Origin of the sequence: Streptomyces sp. NPDC050636 (assembly GCF_040654775.1) — a bacterium.
Classification (GTDB): domain Bacteria; phylum Actinomycetota; class Actinomycetes; order Streptomycetales; family Streptomycetaceae; genus Streptomyces.
Map to the genome: position 1 here is coordinate 1 of NZ_JBFAIP010000048.1, position 18,565 is coordinate 18,565.

Genomic DNA, 18,565 nt, shown 5'->3' on the forward strand with positions numbered 1-18,565 from the left:
AGTGTCGCAATCCACACCGAACCCAGAAGGCCCTCACCCGTTCAAGCACCCAGCACGCGTGTCACCAACGTGCCGGGACAGCACAACTAGGGCCTGTCCGACCCTGACCCATCGGACAGCCCCCAGAGCAACCGCACACCTGCACAGACCCAGGCACGCGAGCCCGCACCCCCCACCCACCCACAACGGGAGGGGAGTGCGGGCCGCAGGACGAAGTCCGGAGGCCCGGAACCCCACCCGAAAGCCCGCCGCAGGCGAAACACACCGAAACGGTGCCGCACCCGGCAACGAACGGTCACCCCCATCGGCCGCGGCCCGGCGCAGCGAACCGCGTAATGTGACCCCGCGTGACCACTCTCATCTGGATCGCAGCCGCCATCGTCCTCATCGGCGTCTACCTGAGCTGGACGGCCGGCCGCCTGGACCGCCTGCACACCCGCATCGACGCCGCCCGCGCGGCCCTGGACGCGCAACTCCTGCGGCGCGCTTCCGTCGCGCAGGAGGTCGGCACGTCGGGAGTCCTCGACCCCGCCGCCTCGATCGTCCTCTACCAGGCCGCGCACGAGGCCCGGCAGGCCGAGGAGGACCACCGCGAGGTGGCCGAGAGCGAACTCAGCCAGGCGCTGCGCGCGATCTTCGCCGAGGAGGCACAGCTGGAGGCCGTACGGGAGGCCCCGGGCGGCGAGCAGACGGTCACCGAACTCACCGCCGCGGTCCGCCGCGTCCCGATGGCGCGCCGCTTCCACAACGACTCCGTACGGGCCGCCCGCGCCGTCCGCCGCCACCGGCTGGTGCGCTACCTCCGGCTCGCGGGCCATGCGCCGTTCCCGCTGGCCTTCGAGATGGACGACGAGCCGCCCGCCGTCCTGGACGACCGCTCGGCCGGAAACTGACGGTGGACGCCCCGTCGGCGGGGCCGGACGCCGCCGACCGGCCGTGACGAGGAGCCGCCGCCCGGCTGTAACGAGCCACTGACCTCTAATTGGCCCTTTTCGAGCGTGCCTCACAAACGGTTGTGTGGGCGGCGGAGTAAAGCCACCCGCACTGAGTGAGGTCAACCGTGTCCAGCACGCCCACCACGCCCCAGCACCCCGAGACCGGAACCGCGCGCGTCAAGCGCGGTATGGCCGAGCAGCTCAAGGGCGGCGTGATCATGGACGTCGTCACGCCGGAAGAGGCGAAGATCGCCGAGGACGCGGGCGCCGTCGCCGTCATGGCCCTGGAGCGGGTTCCGGCGGACATCCGCAAGGACGGCGGCGTGGCCCGTATGTCCGACCCCGACATGATCGACGGCATCATCAACGCCGTGTCCATCCCGGTCATGGCCAAGTCCCGCATCGGCCACTTCGTCGAGGCCCAGGTCCTGCAGTCGCTCGGCGTCGACTACATCGACGAGTCCGAGGTCCTCACCCCGGCCGACGAGGTCAACCACTCCGACAAGTGGGCCTTCACCACCCCCTTCGTCTGTGGTGCCACCAACCTGGGCGAGGCCCTGCGCCGGATCGCCGAGGGCGCGGCCATGATCCGCTCGAAGGGCGAGGCCGGCACCGGCAACGTCGTCGAGGCGGTCCGCCACCTCCGCCAGATCAAGGCCGAGATCGCCAAGCTGCGCGGCTGTGACAACAACGAGCTGTTCGCCGCCGCCAAGGAGCTGCGCGCCCCGTACGAGCTGGTCAAGGAGGTCGCCGAGCTCGGCAAGCTGCCGGTCGTGCTGTTCTCCGCCGGCGGTGTCGCCACCCCGGCCGACGCCGCGCTGATGCGCCAGCTCGGCGCCGAGGGCGTCTTCGTCGGCTCCGGCATCTTCAAGTCCGGCGACCCGGCCAAGCGCGCCGCCGCGATCGTGAAGGCCACCACCTTCTACGACGACCCGAAGGTCATCGCGGATGTCTCGCGCAACCTCGGCGAGGCCATGGTCGGCATCAACTGCGACACCCTCCCCGAGGCCGAGCGCTACGCCAACCGCGGCTGGTAAGGACAGGGACACAGACGCACATGAGCACCCCCACCATCGGTGTGCTGGCCCTCCAGGGCGACGTCCGCGAGCACCTCACGGCGCTTGCCGAGGCGGACGCCCTGGCCAGGCCGGTACGCCGCCCCGAGGAGCTGGAGGAGCTCGACGGCCTGGTCATTCCGGGCGGCGAGTCCACCACCATGTCCAAGCTGGCGGTCGCCTTCGGCATGCTGGAGCCGCTGCGCGCGTTCGTCCGGGCGGGCAAGCCGGTCTACGGCACCTGCGCCGGCATGATCATGGTCGCGGACAAGCTGCTGGACGCCCGGGAGGACCAGGAGACGCTCGGCGGCATCGACATGATCGTGCGCCGGAACGCCTTCGGGCGGCAGAACGAGTCCTTCGAGGCGGCCGTCGAGGTCGCGGGCATCCCGGGCGGACCGGTCGAGGGCGTCTTCATCCGGGCGCCCTGGGTGGAGTCGGTCGGCGCGGCGGCGGATGTCCTGGCGACGTACGGCGGCCACACGGTGGCCGTCCGGCAAGGTAACGTCCTCGCCACGTCTTTCCACCCGGAGCTCACCGGCGACCACCGGATCCACGCGTTCTTCGTCGATATGGTGCGTACGGCGGCGTGATCGGATCCCGGTAGGATCTCAGGCGTTCGTTTCTCAATTGGTTACGCGAAGGAGACAGGCGGATGTCCGGCCACTCTAAATGGGCTACGACGAAGCACAAGAAGGCCGTGATCGATGCCAAGCGCGGCAAGCTCTTCGCGAAGCTGATCAAGAACATTGAGGTCGCGGCCCGTACCGGCGGCGCCGACCCGGACGGCAACCCGACGCTCTTCGACGCCATTCAGAAGGCCAAGAAGAGCTCGGTGCCCAACAAGAACATCGACTCCGCGGTCAAGCGCGGTGCGGGTCTTGAGGCGGGCGGCGCCGACTACGAAACCATCATGTACGAGGGGTACGGCCCCAACGGTGTCGCGGTGCTCATCGAGTGCCTCACCGACAACCGCAACCGCGCCGCCTCGGACGTCCGCGTCGCGATGACCCGCAACGGCGGTTCGATGGCCGACCCGGGCTCGGTGTCCTACCTGTTCAACCGCAAGGGCGTGGTGATCGTCCCCAAGGGCGAGCTGGCCGAGGACGACGTCCTGGGCGCGGTCCTGGACGCGGGCGCCGAAGAGGTCAACGACCTTGGTGAGTCCTTCGAGGTGCTCAGCGAGGCCACCGACCTGGTCGCGGTCCGCACCGCGCTCCAGGAAGCCGGCATCGACTACGACTCGGCCGACGCCAACTTCGTCCCGACCATGCAGGTCGAGCTGGAGGAAGAGGGCGCACGCAAGATCTTCAAGCTGATCGACGCGCTGGAGGACAGCGACGACGTGCAGAACGTCTTCGCCAACTTCGACGTCTCGGACGATGTGATGGCCAAGGTCGACGCCTGAGGGCCGACGACTGAGGCGGGGCCGGCACGGCTGACGCGACGGGCCGACGGGGGAACACGCCCCTGTCGGCCCGTCGCGTTGTCAGTGCCACCGGATACTGTGCTGAGCAGGGGATCTCCGTTCCCCCCATGGGGGAGTGGCGGGCCGAAACGGTACGGCAGCCACCCGGCTGCGGCAGGCAAGGCACGGCAAGGTACGGCATGAGGGGAGGGGCACCGTGAAGGTGCTCGGGGTGGACCCGGGGTTGACGCGTTGCGGCGTCGGCGTGGTCGAGGGGGTGGCCGGACGACCGCTGACGATGGCCGGCGTCGGCGTCGTGCGTACGCCCGCGGACGCGGACATCGCCGACCGCCTCGTCCTCATCGAGCGTGGCATTGAGCAGTGGCTCGATACGCACCGCCCCGAATACGTCGCCGTGGAGCGGGTGTTCAGCCAGCACAACGTCCGTACGGTCATGGGCACCGCCCAGGCCAGTGCGGTCGCGATGCTGTGCGCCGCCCGCCGCGGGCTGCCGGTCGCGCTGCACACCCCCAGCGAGGTCAAGGCCGCCGTGACGGGATCGGGCCGGGCCGACAAGGCCCAGGTCGGCGCGATGGTCACCCGGCTGCTGCGGCTCGACGCGCCCCCCAAACCGGCCGACGCCGCCGACGCCCTCGCGCTCGCCATCTGCCACATCTGGCGCGCCCCCGCGGTCAACCGCCTCCAGCAGGCGCATGCCGCGGCCCGCCGCGCCGCTCCCGTCCGCGCCTCCGGCATCCGCCGTGGCACCCCCCAGAAGGGCACCCGATGATCGCCTTCGTCTCCGGCCCGGTCGCGGCCCTCGCACCGGACACCGCCGTCGTCGAGGTCGGCGGAATCGGCATGGCCGTCCAGTGCACGCCGAACACCCTGTCCGGGCTGCGCATCGGACAGCAGGCCAAGCTCGCCACCTCCCTCGTCGTCCGCGAGGACTCGCTCACCCTCTACGGCTTCGCAGACGACGACGAGCGGCAGACCTTCGAGCTGCTGCAGACCGCCAGCGGCGTCGGCCCACGGCTCGCCCAAGCGATGCTGGCCGTGCACTCCCCGGACACCCTGCGCCTCGCGGTCGCCAACGGGGACGAGAAGACCCTCACCGCCGTGCCCGGCATCGGCAAGAAGGGCGCGCAGAAGCTGCTCCTGGAGCTCAAGGACCGCCTCGGCGCGCCGGTCGGCACCGGCCGCGCGGGCGTCGGCAGCGCGGTGACGGCCGGCTGGCGCGACCAGCTGCACGCCGCGCTGATCGGCCTCGGCTATGCGACGCGGGAGGCGGACGAAGCGCTCGACGCGGTCGCCCCGAAGGCCGAGGCGGCCCTCGCCGAAGGCGCGCAGCCGCAGGTGCCGCAGCTCCTCAAGGCCGCACTGCAGACCCTCAACAGGGCGCGATGACCGCCGCAACCGGGTCCCCGCGCCCCCGACCGTACGACCACGCTGGCGGCCCGGCCGCCCCGACTTCGCGAGGCAATCCGCAGTGAACTGGGACGACACCGCACCGTCCACCGCAGAGGACGCTCCCAACGGCGCGGCCGACCGGCTCGTCGGGGCCGACGCGGACGGCGAGGACTCCGCCGTCGAAGCCGCCCTGCGGCCCAAGGACCTGGAGGAATTCGTCGGCCAGGAGCGGGTGCGCGAGCAGCTCGACCTGGTGCTGCGTGCGGCCCGTGCACGCGGCGCCACCGCCGACCACGTCCTGCTCTCCGGGGCGCCGGGCCTCGGCAAGACGACCCTGTCGATGATCATCGCCGCCGAGATGGGCGCCCCGATCCGCATCACCTCCGGCCCCGCCATCCAGCACGCCGGTGATCTCGCCGCGATCCTCTCCTCCCTCCAGGAGGGCGAGGTCCTCTTCCTCGACGAGATCCACCGGATGTCCCGGCCCGCCGAGGAAATGCTCTACATGGCGATGGAGGACTTCCGCGTCGACGTCATCGTCGGCAAGGGGCCGGGCGCCACCGCCATCCCCCTCGAACTCCCGCCGTTCACCCTGGTCGGCGCCACCACCCGGGCCGGCCTGCTGCCGCCCCCGCTGCGCGACCGCTTCGGCTTCACCGGCCATATGGAGTTCTACACCCCCGCCGAGCTGGAGCGGGTCATCCACCGCTCGGCCGGCCTGCTGGATGTCGACATAGAACCCGAGGGTGCCGCCGAGATCGCCGGCCGCTCCCGCGGCACGCCCCGTATCGCCAACCGCCTGCTGCGCCGCGTCCGTGACTACGCCCAGGTCAAGGCCGACGGCGTGATCACCCGCGAGATCGCCTCGCAGGCCCTGGCGGTCTACGAGGTCGACGGCCGCGGCCTGGACCGCCTGGACCGCGCGGTGCTCACCGCCCTGCTCAAGCTGTTCGGCGGCGGCCCGGTGGGGCTGTCCACCCTCGCCGTCGCGGTGGGGGAGGAGCGCGAGACGGTCGAGGAGGTCGCCGAGCCGTTCCTGGTGCGCGAGGGTCTGCTGGCCCGTACGCCCCGCGGCCGGATCGCGACCCCGGCTGCCTGGACCCATATGGGCCTCGTCCCGCCGCAACAGCAAGCGGGAGGAAACGGGCAGCAGGGCTTGTTCGGGCCGTGACGGCGCGGAGACTCGCCCGGCTAGGAACTACGGTGCGATGCTGGGCGTTGTTCCACTGGTGGGGACTCGCTTAGACTCCGCCGATGCCGTCCGTCTGGGCCGGCATACCCACCCCCGTATATAGACCGTGCATCAGCGGTCGTGCGAAGGATTTCCGTCCCGTGAGTATCGTGACTCTCCTCCCCTTCATCGTCCTCATCGGGGCCATGTTCCTGATGACGCGGTCCGCCAAGAAGAAGCAGCAGGCGGCCCAGCAGATGCGGGATGACATGCAGGCCGGCACCGGCGTCCGGACGATCGGTGGCATGTACGCCACCGTCAAGGAAATCCACGAGGACACCGTCCTCCTGGAGGTCGCCCCCGGCGTGCACGCCATCTACGCCAAGAACGCCATCGGCGCGGTGCTCGCGGACGAGGAGTACAACCGCATTCTGGACGGCGCCGAAGCGGTCGGCCACGACGAGCCGGTCGTCCCGGACGACGCCTCCTCGCTGACCGGTGCCCCGGCCGACGAGGCCGCGGAGACGGGCGACAAGGCCGACAAGATCGACCTGGGCAAGGCCGAGGCCCCGGCCGACGCCGACAAGGACGCCGAGGCCGACGCCGACGATGTGAAGGACGCCGAGGCCAAGACCGAGGCGGACGCCGCCAAGGATGAGAAGAAGGCCGGCGGCGCCGACGCGAAGTAGTCCGCCCACAACGGAACCGCGGCGCGCCCCACGGGCGGTGCACCGCGGTTCCGGGACGGTCTAGGCTCCGGCGGGGGCACGTCCCCACAACACTTCGTGGCCGCTCGGCAGACACCCGAAGCCGAGTGGTTGGACAGGGAGATACGAGAAGGTGGCAGCACCCAAGAAGGGCCGCAGGGCGCCCGCGAGCCAGGGTCATCCGGGGCGGTCCCTGGTTCTGATCCTGATCGCGATGGTGGCGCTGGTCGGAGGAATGTTCTACTCCGGTACCACGACGCCCCGGCTGGGCATCGACCTGGCAGGCGGCACCAGCTTCACGCTGGCGGCCCAGAACCAGCCGGGCAAGCCCAACGCGATCAACGAGACCAATATGAACACCGCCGCCGGCATCATGGAGCGGCGGGTCAACGGTCTCGGTGTGTCCGAGTCCGAGGTCCAGACGCAGGGCAGCAACCACATCGTCGTGAACATCCCCAAGGGGACGGACGCGAAGCAGGCCCGGGAACAGGTCGGCACCACCGCCCAGCTCGGATTCCGCCCGGTGCTGACCACCACCACGGGCGCCAAGATCCCCGAGCCTTCCCCCAACCCCTCCAAGGAGGCGAAGGGCAGGGGCAAGAACGGCACGGATCAGGAAGCCAAGGGCAAGGACGACCAGGGCACGAAGGACGACGGCAAGCCGAACGGCTCGTCGGCGGCCACGCCCACCGCGAGCGCCACGACCCAGGGCCGTGCCGTCACGGACGCCCTGAAGAAGGCGCCCACGGCCAAGCCCACCGCGTCCTCCGGCCCGTCCAAGCCCGCCACGCCGCCGCCCCCGCCCCCGAGCGGCGCCGAGGGCGTCCCGGCCTCGCTGCAGAAGAAGTTCGCCGCGCTGGACTGCACCACGAAGCAGGGCCGCGCCGAGGCCGGTCAGCAGGCGTCGAACGCCAAGCCGTCCGACCCGGTCGTGGCCTGCAGTGACGACGGCACGCAGAAGTACGCGCTCGGCCCGGTCGGCGTCGAGGGCACCGACGTCAAGGACGCCAAGGCGGTCTTCGACAGCCAGCAGGGCCAGGGCTGGATCGTCCAGATGGACTTCACGTCCGACGGCGGCAAGAAGTTCGCGGACATCACCGGCGAGCTCGCCACCAAGGTGCAGCCGCAGAACCAGTTCGCGATCGTCCTGGACGGCGCGGTGGTCTCCGACCCGCGCGTCAGCCAGCGGCTCAACGGTGGAAGCGCCACCATCTCCGGTGGCTTCACCCAGCAGTCCGCCGAGGACCTGGGCAACATGCTGTCGTACGGCGCCCTGCCGCTCTCGTTCAAGATCGATGACGAGACCACGGTCACCGCGGCGCTCGGCAGCGAGCAGCTGGAGGCCGGTCTGATCGCCGGCGCCATCGGCCTGGCACTGGTCGTCATCTACCTGGTCGCCTACTACCGGGGCCTGGCGCTGGTCGCGCTGGCCAGCCTCGGTGTCTCGGCGGTCCTGACGTACACGATCATGACCTTGCTCGGCCCGACCATCGGGTTCGCGCTGAACCTCCCGGCGGTCTGCGGCGCCATCGTCGCCATCGGTATCACCGCCGACTCCTTCATCGTCTACTTCGAACGCATCAGGGACGAGATCCGCGAGGGCCGCACCCTTCGTCCGGCCGTCGAGCGCGGCTGGCCGCGGGCCCGCCGTACGATCCTGGTCTCCGACTTCGTGTCGTTCCTGGCCGCCGCGGTGCTGTTCATCGTCACCGTCGGCAAGGTGAAGGGCTTCGCGTTCACGCTCGGCCTGACCACCGTCCTGGACGTCGTCGTGGTCTTCTTCTTCACCAAGCCGCTGATGACGATGCTCGCCCGGCGGAAGTTCTTCTCCGAGGGCCATCCCTGGTCCGGCCTGGACCCCAAGCGGTTGGGCGCCAAGCCACCGCTGCGCCGACGCCGCAGCGCCCCCACCCAGACGAAGGAGGCGTGAGGTGTCCAAGCTCGGAAACATCGGCGCCCGGCTCTACCGCGGTGAGGTCGGCTACGACTTCATCGGCAAGCGGAAGATCTGGTACGGCATCTCGATCCTCATCACCATCACGGCCATCGTCGGCCTGGCGGTGCGCGGCCTGAACATGGGCATCGAGTTCTCCGGCGGCGCGGTCTTCACCACCCCGAAGACCTCCGTGTCGGCCACGCAGGCGGAGCACATGGCCGAGTCGGCGTCCGGCGGCCACCAGGCCGTCGTGCAGAAGCTCGGCGGCAGCGCGCTGCGCATCCAGATCGGCGGCCTGGACACCCAGCAGGCCGTCCCGGTCCAGGAAGAGCTCGCCAAGGACCTGAAGGTCCCGGTCCAGGACATCAACACCCAGCTGGTCGGCCCGAGTTGGGGCGAGGAGATCGCCAACAAGGCCTGGCTGGGCCTGGCCATCTTCATGCTCCTCGTGGTGATCTACCTGGCCATCGCCTTCGAATGGCGGATGGCACTCGGCGCCCTGATCGCGCTGATCCACGACCTCACGATCACGGTCGGCATCTACGCCCTGGTCGGCTTCGAGGTCACCCCGGGTACGGTCATCGGTCTGCTGACGATCCTCGGTTACTCCCTCTATGACACGGTCGTCGTCTTCGACAGCCTGAAGGAATCCTCCAAGGACATCACCAAGCAGACCCGCTTCACCTACAGCGAGATCGCCAACCGCAGCATCAACGGCACCCTGGTGCGCTCCATCAACACCACCGTCGTGGCGCTGCTCCCGGTCGCCGGTCTGCTGTTCGTCGGCGGTGGTGTGCTGGGCGCGGGCATGCTCAACGACATCTCGCTCGCCCTGTTCGTCGGCCTCGCGGCCGGTGCGTACTCCTCGATCTTCATCGCGACCCCGCTGGTCGCCGACTTCAAGGAGCGCGAGCCGCAGATGAAGGCCCTGGCCAAGCGGGTGCTGGCGAAGCGCGCCGCGGCTGCCGCCAAGGGCGCGGGCCAGGAGGAGCCGCAGGACGCGATCCCCGGTGCCGATGACGCCGACGACGGCGACGATGCCGCCGTCGTGGGCCCGCAGCCCGCTTCCCGCAACCGCGGACGCGGCCGGCCGTCGGGCAAGCGCCGATGAGCGCCGACGCCGAGCTGCGCGAGCTGCTCCTCAGCCGGATCTCGGACGTCCCGGACTACCCGCAGCCGGGCGTGATGTTCAAGGACATCACCCCGCTGCTGGCCGACGCGGCCGCCTTCGGCGCGCTCACCGACGCGTTCGTCGATCTGTGCGCCCGCCATCGCGCGGACAAGGTCGTGGGCCTGGAGGCGCGCGGATTCATCCTCGCCGCCCCGGTAGCGGTCCGCGCCGGCATCGGTTTCGTCCCCGTACGCAAGGCGGGCAAGCTGCCCGGCGCCACGCTCGGGCAGGCGTACGAGCTGGAGTACGGCACCGCCGAGATCGAGATCCACGCCGATGCGCTGGCCCCGGGCGACCGGGTGCTGGTGATCGACGACGTACTGGCCACCGGCGGCACCGCCGATGCGTCGTTGCAGCTCATCCGCCGTGCCGGCGCCGAGGTGGCGGGTCTCGCGGTGCTGCTGGAGCTCGGTTTCCTGGCCGGGCGGCAGCGGCTGGAGTCCGGTCTGAAGGGCGCTCCCCTGGAGGCCCTGATCACGGTCTGAGCCGAGCTCTCCCGTCGCATGAGCACCAGGGGCACCCGGAAGAATCCGGGTGCCCCTGGTGCTGTGTCATGTACGGACCCATGGCCCAGGGAGAGTCCCGACCCGGGGGTCGATACCATGGCACCCCGGCCTGTTCGTGGTCCAGGGGTCCGGAACCGCTTGAGGAGTGCTCTTGCCAGACGAGGCCCAGCCGCTCTCCCCCGGACTGCGTCCGGCGGAATCCCCCGCCGCGCGCCCGGTCGAGCCGACCCCCCACGAAGGGGCTTCCGCGGCTTCCGCGGACGCGCAGAAGCCCGAGCGGCCGAGCGCGCCCAACGGCACCACCAAGCCCGCGTCGCCGGCCGACCGGCCCGCCGCCGCGGCCCCGGCCACCGTGAACGGGTCCGCTCCGGCTGCCGACCCGGCCCCCGAGCCCAAGCCGGGTACTGCCGCGCCCAAGTCCGCGCCGGCCGCCGAGCCGGAGACCGCGTCGAAGCAGGACCCCGCGCCCAAGCCGCCCGCCAAGGCCGACCCGCCCGCCGCGGCCCCGGCGCCCAAGCCCCTGCCGCCCGCCCCCGCGGGCCGCTCTGGTTCCCCCAACCGGGTACGGGCCCGCCTCGCCCGGCTCGGTGTGCAGCGCTCCAGCCCGTACAACCCGGTCCTGGAGCCGCTGCTGCGCGTCGTACGCAGCAACGACCCCAAGATCGAGGCGGCCACGCTGCGCCAGATCGAGCGGGCCTACCAGGTCGCCGAGCGTTGGCACCGCGGTCAGAAGCGCAAGAGCGGCGACCCGTACATCACCCACCCGCTCGCGGTGACCACGATCCTCGCCGAGCTGGGGATGGATCCGGCCACGCTGATGGCGGGCCTGCTGCACGACACCGTCGAGGACACCGAATACGGCCTGGACACCCTGCGCCGCGACTTCGGCGACCAGGTCGCGCTGCTCGTCGACGGCGTCACCAAGCTCGACCGGGTCAAGTTCGGTGAGGCCGCGCAGGCCGAGACCGTCCGCAAGATGGTCGTCGCGATGGCCAAGGACCCGCGCGTCCTGGTCATCAAGCTCGCCGACCGGCTGCACAACATGCGCACCATGCGCTATCTCAAGCGGGAGAAGCAGGAGAAGAAGGCCCGCGAAACCCTTGAGATCTACGCGCCCCTGGCCCACCGCCTGGGCATGAACACCATCAAGTGGGAGCTGGAGGACCTCGCCTTCGCGATCCTCTACCCCAAGATGTACGACGAGATCGTGCGGCTGGTCGCCGAGCGGGCGCCCAAGCGCGACGAGTATCTGGCCATAGTGACCGACGAGGTCCAGACCGATCTGCGTGCCGCCCGCATCAAGGCCACCGTCACCGGCCGGCCGAAGCACTACTACAGCGTCTACCAGAAGATGATCGTCCGCGGCCGGGACTTCGCGGAGATCTACGACCTGGTGGGCATCCGCGTCCTCGTCGACACCGTCCGCGACTGCTATGCGGCGCTGGGCACCGTCCACGCGCGATGGAATCCGGTCCCCGGCCGGTTCAAGGACTACATCGCGATGCCCAAGTTCAACATGTACCAGTCGCTGCACACGACGGTCATCGGCCCCAGCGGCAAGCCCGTCGAGCTGCAGATCCGCACCTTCGACATGCACCGCCGCGCCGAGTACGGCATCGCCGCGCACTGGAAGTACAAGCAGGAGGCGGTGGCCGGCGCCTCCAAGGTGCGTACGGACGCGCCCCGGGGGGTGGGCAAGGACAAGGACGCCGTCAACGACATGGCGTGGCTGCGCCAGTTGCTGGACTGGCAGAAGGAGACCGAGGACCCGGGCGAGTTCCTCGAATCGCTGCGCTTCGACCTCTCCCGCAACGAGGTCTTCGTCTTCACGCCGAAGGGCGACGTGATAGCGCTGCCGGCCGGTGCCACCCCCGTGGACTTCGCGTACGCGGTGCACACCGAGGTCGGCCACCGCACGATAGGAGCGCGGGTCAACGGGCGGCTGGTCCCCCTCGAATCGACCCTGGACAACGGCGACCTGGTGGAGGTCTTCACCTCCAAGGCGCCCGGCGCGGGGCCGTCCCGCGACTGGCTGGGCTTCGTCAAGTCCCCCCGCGCCCGTAACAAGATCCGTGGTTGGTTCTCCAAGGAGCGCCGCGACGAGGCCATCGAGCAGGGCAAGGACGCCATCGCGCGTGCCATGCGGAAGCAGAACCTGCCGATCCAGCGGATCCTGACCGGCGACTCCCTGGTCACCCTCGCGCACGAGATGCGCTACCCCGACATCTCCTCGCTGTACGCGGCCATCGGCGAGGGCCACGTCGCCGCGCAGGGCGTCGTCCAGAAGCTGGTGCAGGCGCTCGGCGGCCAGGACGAGGCCACCGAGGACATCGCCGAGTCGACGCCGATCCGGCCGCGCTCCAAGCGGCGCTCCAGCGCCGACCCGGGCGTCGTCGTCAAGGGCGTCGACGATGTGTGGGTCAAACTCGCCCGCTGTTGTACGCCGGTTCCGGGCGACCCCATCATCGGGTTCGTCACCCGCGGCAGTGGCGTATCGGTTCACCGCGCCGACTGCGTCAACGTGGACTCGCTGTCCAAGCAGCCGGAGCGGATCCTGGAGGTCGAGTGGGCGCCCACCCAGTCCTCGGTCTTCCTGGTCGCCATCCAGGTCGAGGCGCTGGACCGCTCCCGGCTGCTGTCGGACGTCACCCGGGTGCTCTCCGACCAGCACGTCAACATCCTGTCCGCGGCCGTCCAGACCTCCCGCGACCGGGTGGCCACCTCCCGCTTCACGTTCGAGATGGGCGACCCGAAGCACCTGGGGCATGTGCTGAAGGCGGTACGGGGTGTGGAGGGCGTCTACGACGTCTACCGGGTGACTTCGGCCCGCAGACCGTAGCGACACGCAAAGAAGGAGGGCCCCGGTACTCGTACCGGGGCCCTCCTCACATATGCGCTACTTTCAGCCGCCGAACTCCTCCATGCCCTTCAGCGCCTGGTCCAGCAGTGCCTTGCGGCCCTCCAGCTCACGGGAGAGCTTGTCGGCCCTGGCGTTGTTGCCGGCCGCCCGCGCCGTGTCGATCTGCTTCTGCAGCTTGTCGACGGCGTCCTGCAGCTGACCGGTCAGCCCCGCGGCACGCGCCCGCGCCTCAGGGTTCGTCCGCCGCCACTCGGCCTCCTCGGTGTCCTGGATGGCGCGCTCGACGGCGTGCATCCGGCCCTCGATCTTCGGGCGGGCGTCCCGCGGCACATGGCCGATGGCCTCCCACCGCTCATTGATCGAGCGGAACGCGGCCCGCGCCGCCTTCAGGTCCGAGACGGGCAGCAGCTTCTCGGCCTCGACGACCAGCTCCTCCTTGCGGGTGAGGTTCTCCCGCTGCTCGGCGTCCCGCTCGGCGAAGGTCTCGCCGCGCGCCTGGAAGAAAACGTCCTGGGCGCCGCGGAAGCGGTTCCACAGGTCGTCCTCGTGCTCGCGCTGGGCGCGTCCCGCGGCCTTCCACTCCGTCATCAGCTCGCGGTAGCGGGCGGCCGTGGCCCCCCAATCCGTCGAGTTCGACAGCGACACCGCCTCGGCGACCAGCTTCTCCTTCGCCTTACGGGACTCCTCGCGCTGCGCGTCCAGCGATGCGAAGTGCGCCTTGCGCCGCTTGGAGAACGCCGAGCGGGCGTGCGAGAAGCGGTGCCACAGCTCGTCGTCCGCCTTGCGGTCCAGACGCGGCAGGCTCTTCCAGCTGTCGACCAGCGCGCGCAGCCGCTCACCGGCCGCCCGCCACTGCTCACTGGCCGCCAGCTCCTCGGCCTCGGCGACCAGCTTCTCCTTGGCCTGCCGGGCCTCGTCGCTCTGCTTGGCCTTCTGCGCCTTGCGCTCCTCGCGGCGCGACTCGACGGTGCCGACGAGCTTGTCCAGCCGCTTCGTCAGCGCCTCCAGATCACCCACCGCGTGGTGCTCGTCGACCTGCTGGCGCAGATGGCCGATCGCGGTCATGGCGTCCTTCGCCGACAGGTCGGTGGTCTTGACCCGTCGTTCGAGGAGGCCGATCTCGACGACCAGGCCCTCATACTTGCGCTCGAAGTAGGCGAGGGCCTCCTCGGGAGATCCCGCCTGCCACGATCCGACGACCTTCTCGCCATCGGCGGTACGCACGTACACGGTCCCCGTCTCGTCGACGCGGCCCCATGGGTCGCTGCTCACAGCGCCTCCTCCACATGATGCCGACCGAGGCGTGCGGCCCCCCGGCATCGTCCACAGTTTCTGTCCGGCAGAGCCGCGCCCTGGCCGGTCCGACGGGCTGTCTTGCGGGTGCGGGTGCCGCCGTCGGAGCAGGCACCTTACCCACACGCCAATCTAGGCGACCGGCGGTCGGCTGTCCGCATCCATCGCGACCGAAATTCGGCGGTTCGGATGCGGGACGGCGGCGTCCGACCGCCGGCCGGGCGGCGGTCAGGACTTCCTGACCGTTGCCCCATCGATGACGACGGTGGCGTTCGGCGCGGTGTTGCCGGTTTCCGGGTCGAGTGTCGAACCGGCCTTGGCGATCTTGCGCAGGACGTCCATACCGCCGGTGATGGTTCCGAACGGCGTGTAGTTCGGGGGTAGTTGGCTGTCCTGGTAGACGAGGAAGAACTGGCTGCCACCGGAGTCGCGGGTCTTCTCGTTCCGGCCGTCGTAGCGGTTGGCCATGGCGACCGTGCCCGCCGGGTAGATGTTGCCCTTGAGCCGGGGATCCTTGAGGTTCTCGTCCGGGATGGTGTAGCCGGGCGTCCCGCGGCCGGTGCCGGCCGGGTCGCCGCACTGCAGCACGAAGAGGCCCTGGTCGACCAGGCGGTGGCACTTGCTGTGGTCGAAATAGCCCTTCCCGGCGAGGAAGGAGAAGGAGTTCACGGTGTGCGGCGCCTTGCCGGCGTCCAGCTTCAGCTCGATCTGCCCGCAGGTCGTGTCCAGCTTGACGGCGTAGGAGGCGGAGGTGTCGATGGACATCGCCGGCTCCTTCTTCCAGGTCTCCTTGGACGGGGAGCCCTTGGCGGGCCTGCCGCACGGGTCCGGCGCCTTGGACGGCGTCGGGGTCACCGCGGCCTCGTCCGATTCCTGGTCGTTGCCGCCGGCCAGCCCGGCCGAGGCGTACGCGGCGCCGCCGGCGGCCAGGCCCACGGCCAGAACGGACGCCATGATCACGTTGCGGCGCTTGGTCTTGCGCTGGGCCGCCGCCCGGCGCTGCTGCTGGCGCTCGAACTTCTCACGGGCGAGCTGCCGCCGCCGCTGATCGTTGCTGACCACCGGTCTCTCCCTGTCTTGGCCAAGGTCGTCGAATCCCTTGGCCATCGATCGCTCTGGTCTGCCGTGGCCGTACCGTATACGGGTTCGCCCCGGCGGGAGTCCCGCCGGTAGGCTCTGGAGCTGCTGAGATCTTTCCGGGAGCGGTCCCACGGACCGGTCTCCACGACCTTTAAGGACGAACGTGCTGATTGCCGGGTTCCCCGCCGGGGCCTGGGGGACCAACTGCTACCTGGTCGCCCCCGCCGCAGGCGAGGAGTGCGTGATCATCGACCCGGGCCATCAAGCGGCCCAAGGAGTCGAGGACGCGGTCAGAAAGCATCGGCTCAAGCCCGTCGCGGTCGTCCTCACCCACGGCCACATCGACCACGTCGCCTCGGTGGTCCCGGTGTGCGGTGCGCACGACGTCCCGGCCTGGATCCACCCCGAGGACCGCTTCATGATGAGCGACCCGGAGAAGGCCATCGGCCGCTCCATCGGGCAGCAGCTCATGGGCGAACTGACCGTGGGGGAGCCGGACGACGTCAAGGAGCTGACCGACGGTGCCTCCCTGGAGCTCGCCGGGATGGAGTTCTCCGTCGCGCACGCCCCGGGCCATACCAAGGGGTCGGTGACGTTCAGGATGCCCGAGCAGGCCGACATCCCGCCGGTCTTCTTCTCGGGCGACCTGCTGTTCGCCGGCTCCATCGGACGTACCGACATGCCGGGCGGCGACCACGCCGAGATCCTGCAGTCGCTGGCGCGAGTGTGCCTGCCGCTGGAGGACTCGACCGTCGTCCTGTCCGGCCACGGCCCCCAGACCACCATCGGCCGCGAGCGCGCCACCAACCCCTATCTGCGGGAAGTGGCCGCCGGCCTCGGAGACGGCTTCAGCGCCGCTCCACGACGAGGAATGTGACGAGACCTTCCGTGAGCACCTTCAAGGCCCCCAAGGGCACGTACGACCTGCTCCCGCCGAATTCCGCGACCTATCTCGCGGTGCGCGAGGCGATCTCCGCGCCGCTGAGGAACTCCGGCTACGGCTACATCGAGACGCCCGGATTCGAGAGCGTCGAGCTGTTCGCGCGCGGCGTCGGTGAGTCCACCGACATCGTGACCAAGGAGATGTACGCCTTCGAGACCAAGGGCGGCGACCGGCTCGCGCTGCGCCCCGAGGGCACCGCGTCCGTCCTGCGGGCGGCGCTGGAGGCCAACCTCCACAAGGGCGGCAACCTGCCGGTCAAGCTCTGGTACTCCGGCTCGTACTACCGCTACGAGCGCCCGCAGAAGGGCCGCTACCGCCACTTCTCGCAGGTCGGCGCCGAGGCGATCGGCGCGGAGGACCCGGCGCTGGACGCCGAGCTGATCATCCTCGCCGACCAGGCGTACCGCTCGCTGGGGCTGCGCGACTTCCGCATCCTGCTGAACTCGCTCGGCGACACCGCGTGCCGCCCCGTCTACCGGGCCGCGCTGCAGGACTTCCTGCGCGGGCTGGAGCTGGACGAGGACACCCGGCGCCGGATCGACATCAACCCGCTGCGGGTCCTGGACGACAAGCGCGAGTCGGTCCAGGAGCAGCTCATCGGGGCGCCCATGCTCCGCGACTACCTGTGCGAGGAGTGCAAGGCGTACCACGAGCAGGTGCGCGAGCTGCTGACCGCGGCGGGCGTGGCCTTCGAGGACGACGCGAAGCTGGTGCGCGGCCTGGACTACTACACCCGCACCACCTTCGAGTTCGTCCACGACGGCCTGGGCTCGCAGTCCGCGGTGGGCGGCGGCGGCCGCTACGACGGGCTCTCCGAGATGATCGGCGGCCCCGAGCTGCCGTCCGTCGGCTGGGCGCTGGGCGTGGACCGCACGGTGCTCGCGCTGGAGGCGGAGGGCATCACGCTCGACATCCCCGCCGCCACGTCCGTGTACGCGGTACCGCTCGGCGAGGAGGCCCGCCGGGTGCTCTTCGGTACGGTCACCGCGCTGCGCAGGGCCGGTGTCGCCACCGACTTCGCGTACGGCGGCAAGGGCCTGAAGAACGCCATGAAGTCGGCCAACCGCTCCGGCGCGCGGCTGGCGCTGGTGGCCGGCGAGCGGGATCTGGCCGAGGGCCTCGTGCAGGTCAAGGACCTGGAGAGCGGTGAGCAGACCCCGGTCGCGCTGGACGCCGTGGTCGAGGAGATCCGGCGCAGGCTGGGCTGAGGACGCGTACGGCGGCGTCAAGCGCAGCGTCGGCTGCGGTGTCAGGAGCGGTGTCAACCGCGTGCGCGCGACTTCGCCCTCTTTATGCGCAGCGAACGGTGGCCCGTCGTGGAGTTGGGGCAGAATGAAGGGCGTGCCCGCGGTCCTGTGGGCCCGCCCGCCTCAGCTTCCAAGCGACCGACGGAACGGCGATATGACGACGACAGTGGTTGATGACGTGTCCACCGACGACGATCACGACGATCACGCGAGCGACCCGGCCACCATCGGCGCGGGTCGCGGCTTCGCCCTGCTTCTGGTGATCACCGGCGCGCTGGGCATCCTGGCGGCGTGGGTCATCACCCTGGACAAGTTCGAGCTGCTGAAGGACCCGGGCTACGAGCCGGCCTGCAGCCTCAACCCGATCATTTCCTGCAAGAACGTCATGAACAGCCCGCAGGCGGAGGTCTTCGGCTTCCCGAACCCGATGGCCGGGCTGCTCGGCTTCGCCGTCGTCGTCGCGATCGGCATGGCCCTGCTGGCCGGCGCCCGCTTCCGGCCCTGGTACTGGATCGGGCTGAACATCGGCACGCTGCTCGGTACGGTCTTCTGCATGTGGCTGATGGTCCAGTCGCTGTACGACATCAACTCGCTGTGCCTGTGGTGCACGCTGGCCTGGTGCGTCACCATCCTGATGTTCTGGTACACCACCGCGCACAACATCAAGCACGGCATCATCCCGGCCCCCGCGGGGCTGCGGACGGCCGTGGTGGAGTTCCACTGGGTCGTGCCGGTGCTCTGGTACGGAGTGATCGGGCTGCTGATCCTCACCAAGTGGTGGTCGTTCTGGAGCACTCTGATCTAGGCCCCGGATCCAGGACAGAGCCTGGTCCTCGGCGTTCC

17 protein-coding genes are annotated in these 18,565 nt (G+C 70.2%); 15 read left to right on the top strand and 2 right to left on the bottom strand.

Going from position 1 to position 18,565, the window contains the following annotated elements; all coding sequences use genetic code 11:
• Window positions 1–347: 347 nt before the first annotated feature.
• The 12 genes from AB0I10_RS27180 (at window position 348) to AB0I10_RS27235 (ending at window position 13,138) form a co-directional block, all read left to right on the top strand.
• Window positions 348–893, top strand: coding sequence for a hypothetical protein (locus AB0I10_RS27180; protein WP_363155257.1), 546 nt, complete (start codon window positions 348–350; stop codon window positions 891–893).
• Between the two features lie 167 nt (window positions 894–1,060).
• Complete coding sequence (gene pdxS / locus AB0I10_RS27185; protein ID WP_363155258.1) at window positions 1,061–1,972, top strand: pyridoxal 5'-phosphate synthase lyase subunit PdxS; 912 nt, start codon at window positions 1,061–1,063, stop codon at window positions 1,970–1,972.
• Between the two features lie 20 nt (window positions 1,973–1,992).
• On the top strand, window positions 1,993–2,583 hold the full coding sequence (gene pdxT, locus AB0I10_RS27190) for a pyridoxal 5'-phosphate synthase glutaminase subunit PdxT (RefSeq protein ID WP_363155259.1): 591 nt from the start codon (window positions 1,993–1,995) through the stop codon (window positions 2,581–2,583).
• Window positions 2,584–2,645: 62 nt separating this feature from the next.
• Window positions 2,646–3,398, top strand: a complete 753-nt coding sequence (locus tag AB0I10_RS27195; protein ID WP_363155260.1) for a YebC/PmpR family DNA-binding transcriptional regulator — start codon at window positions 2,646–2,648, stop codon at window positions 3,396–3,398.
• A gap of 217 nt (window positions 3,399–3,615) precedes the next feature.
• Complete coding sequence (gene ruvC / locus AB0I10_RS27200; protein WP_363155261.1) at window positions 3,616–4,188, top strand: crossover junction endodeoxyribonuclease RuvC; 573 nt, start codon at window positions 3,616–3,618, stop codon at window positions 4,186–4,188.
• Complete coding sequence (gene ruvA, locus AB0I10_RS27205) at window positions 4,185–4,805, top strand: Holliday junction branch migration protein RuvA (RefSeq protein WP_363155262.1); 621 nt, start codon at window positions 4,185–4,187, stop codon at window positions 4,803–4,805. Before ruvC ends, ruvA begins: the two co-directional genes overlap by 4 nt.
• Before the next feature lie 82 nt (window positions 4,806–4,887).
• Complete coding sequence (ruvB, locus tag AB0I10_RS27210) at window positions 4,888–5,979, top strand: Holliday junction branch migration DNA helicase RuvB (protein WP_363155263.1); 1,092 nt, start codon at window positions 4,888–4,890, stop codon at window positions 5,977–5,979.
• A 161-nt stretch (window positions 5,980–6,140) separates the two neighbouring features.
• Window positions 6,141–6,668: a preprotein translocase subunit YajC gene (gene yajC / locus AB0I10_RS27215; RefSeq protein ID WP_363155264.1), complete on the top strand. Its 528-nt coding sequence runs from the start codon at window positions 6,141–6,143 to the stop codon at window positions 6,666–6,668.
• 151 nt (window positions 6,669–6,819) lie between these two features.
• Window positions 6,820–8,616, top strand: coding sequence for a protein translocase subunit SecD (gene secD / locus AB0I10_RS27220; protein WP_363155265.1), 1,797 nt, complete (start codon window positions 6,820–6,822; stop codon window positions 8,614–8,616).
• A gap of 1 nt (window position 8,617) precedes the next feature.
• Window positions 8,618–9,733: a protein translocase subunit SecF gene (gene secF, locus AB0I10_RS27225; RefSeq protein ID WP_363155266.1), complete on the top strand. Its 1,116-nt coding sequence runs from the start codon at window positions 8,618–8,620 to the stop codon at window positions 9,731–9,733.
• On the top strand, window positions 9,730–10,278 hold the full coding sequence (locus AB0I10_RS27230; protein ID WP_363155267.1) for an adenine phosphoribosyltransferase: 549 nt from the start codon (window positions 9,730–9,732) through the stop codon (window positions 10,276–10,278). The genes secF and AB0I10_RS27230 overlap by 4 nt, the downstream gene beginning before the upstream one ends.
• A gap of 373 nt (window positions 10,279–10,651) precedes the next feature.
• Window positions 10,652–13,138 (top strand): bifunctional (p)ppGpp synthetase/guanosine-3',5'-bis(diphosphate) 3'-pyrophosphohydrolase, encoded by a 2,487-nt coding sequence (locus tag AB0I10_RS27235; RefSeq protein WP_363155299.1) that lies wholly within the window; start codon window positions 10,652–10,654, stop codon window positions 13,136–13,138.
• 63 nt (window positions 13,139–13,201) lie between these two features.
• Here the strand turns inward: AB0I10_RS27235 and AB0I10_RS27240 are convergent, their stop codons facing one another.
• Window positions 13,202–14,431 carry a DUF349 domain-containing protein gene (locus tag AB0I10_RS27240; protein WP_363155268.1) on the bottom strand — a complete coding sequence of 410 codons (1,230 nt, stop codon included), beginning with the start codon at window positions 14,429–14,431 and terminating at the stop codon, window positions 13,202–13,204.
• A gap of 249 nt (window positions 14,432–14,680) precedes the next feature.
• Window positions 14,681–15,514, bottom strand: coding sequence for a peptidylprolyl isomerase (locus AB0I10_RS27245; protein WP_363155269.1), 834 nt, complete (start codon window positions 15,512–15,514; stop codon window positions 14,681–14,683).
• Window positions 15,515–15,695: 181 nt separating this feature from the next.
• On the opposite strand from AB0I10_RS27245, the gene AB0I10_RS27250 reads away from it, so the two are divergent.
• The 3 genes from AB0I10_RS27250 to AB0I10_RS27260 all read left to right on the top strand — a co-directional run bounded on the left by AB0I10_RS27250 (window position 15,696) and on the right by AB0I10_RS27260 (window position 18,527).
• Complete coding sequence (locus AB0I10_RS27250) at window positions 15,696–16,409, top strand: MBL fold metallo-hydrolase (RefSeq protein ID WP_363155270.1); 714 nt, start codon at window positions 15,696–15,698, stop codon at window positions 16,407–16,409.
• An 11-nt stretch (window positions 16,410–16,420) separates the two neighbouring features.
• Window positions 16,421–17,683: a histidine--tRNA ligase gene (gene hisS / locus AB0I10_RS27255; protein WP_363155271.1), complete on the top strand. Its 1,263-nt coding sequence runs from the start codon at window positions 16,421–16,423 to the stop codon at window positions 17,681–17,683.
• Between the two features lie 193 nt (window positions 17,684–17,876).
• Window positions 17,877–18,527, top strand: a complete 651-nt coding sequence (locus AB0I10_RS27260; protein WP_363155272.1) for a vitamin K epoxide reductase family protein — start codon at window positions 17,877–17,879, stop codon at window positions 18,525–18,527.
• Window positions 18,528–18,565: the final 38 nt, after the last annotated feature.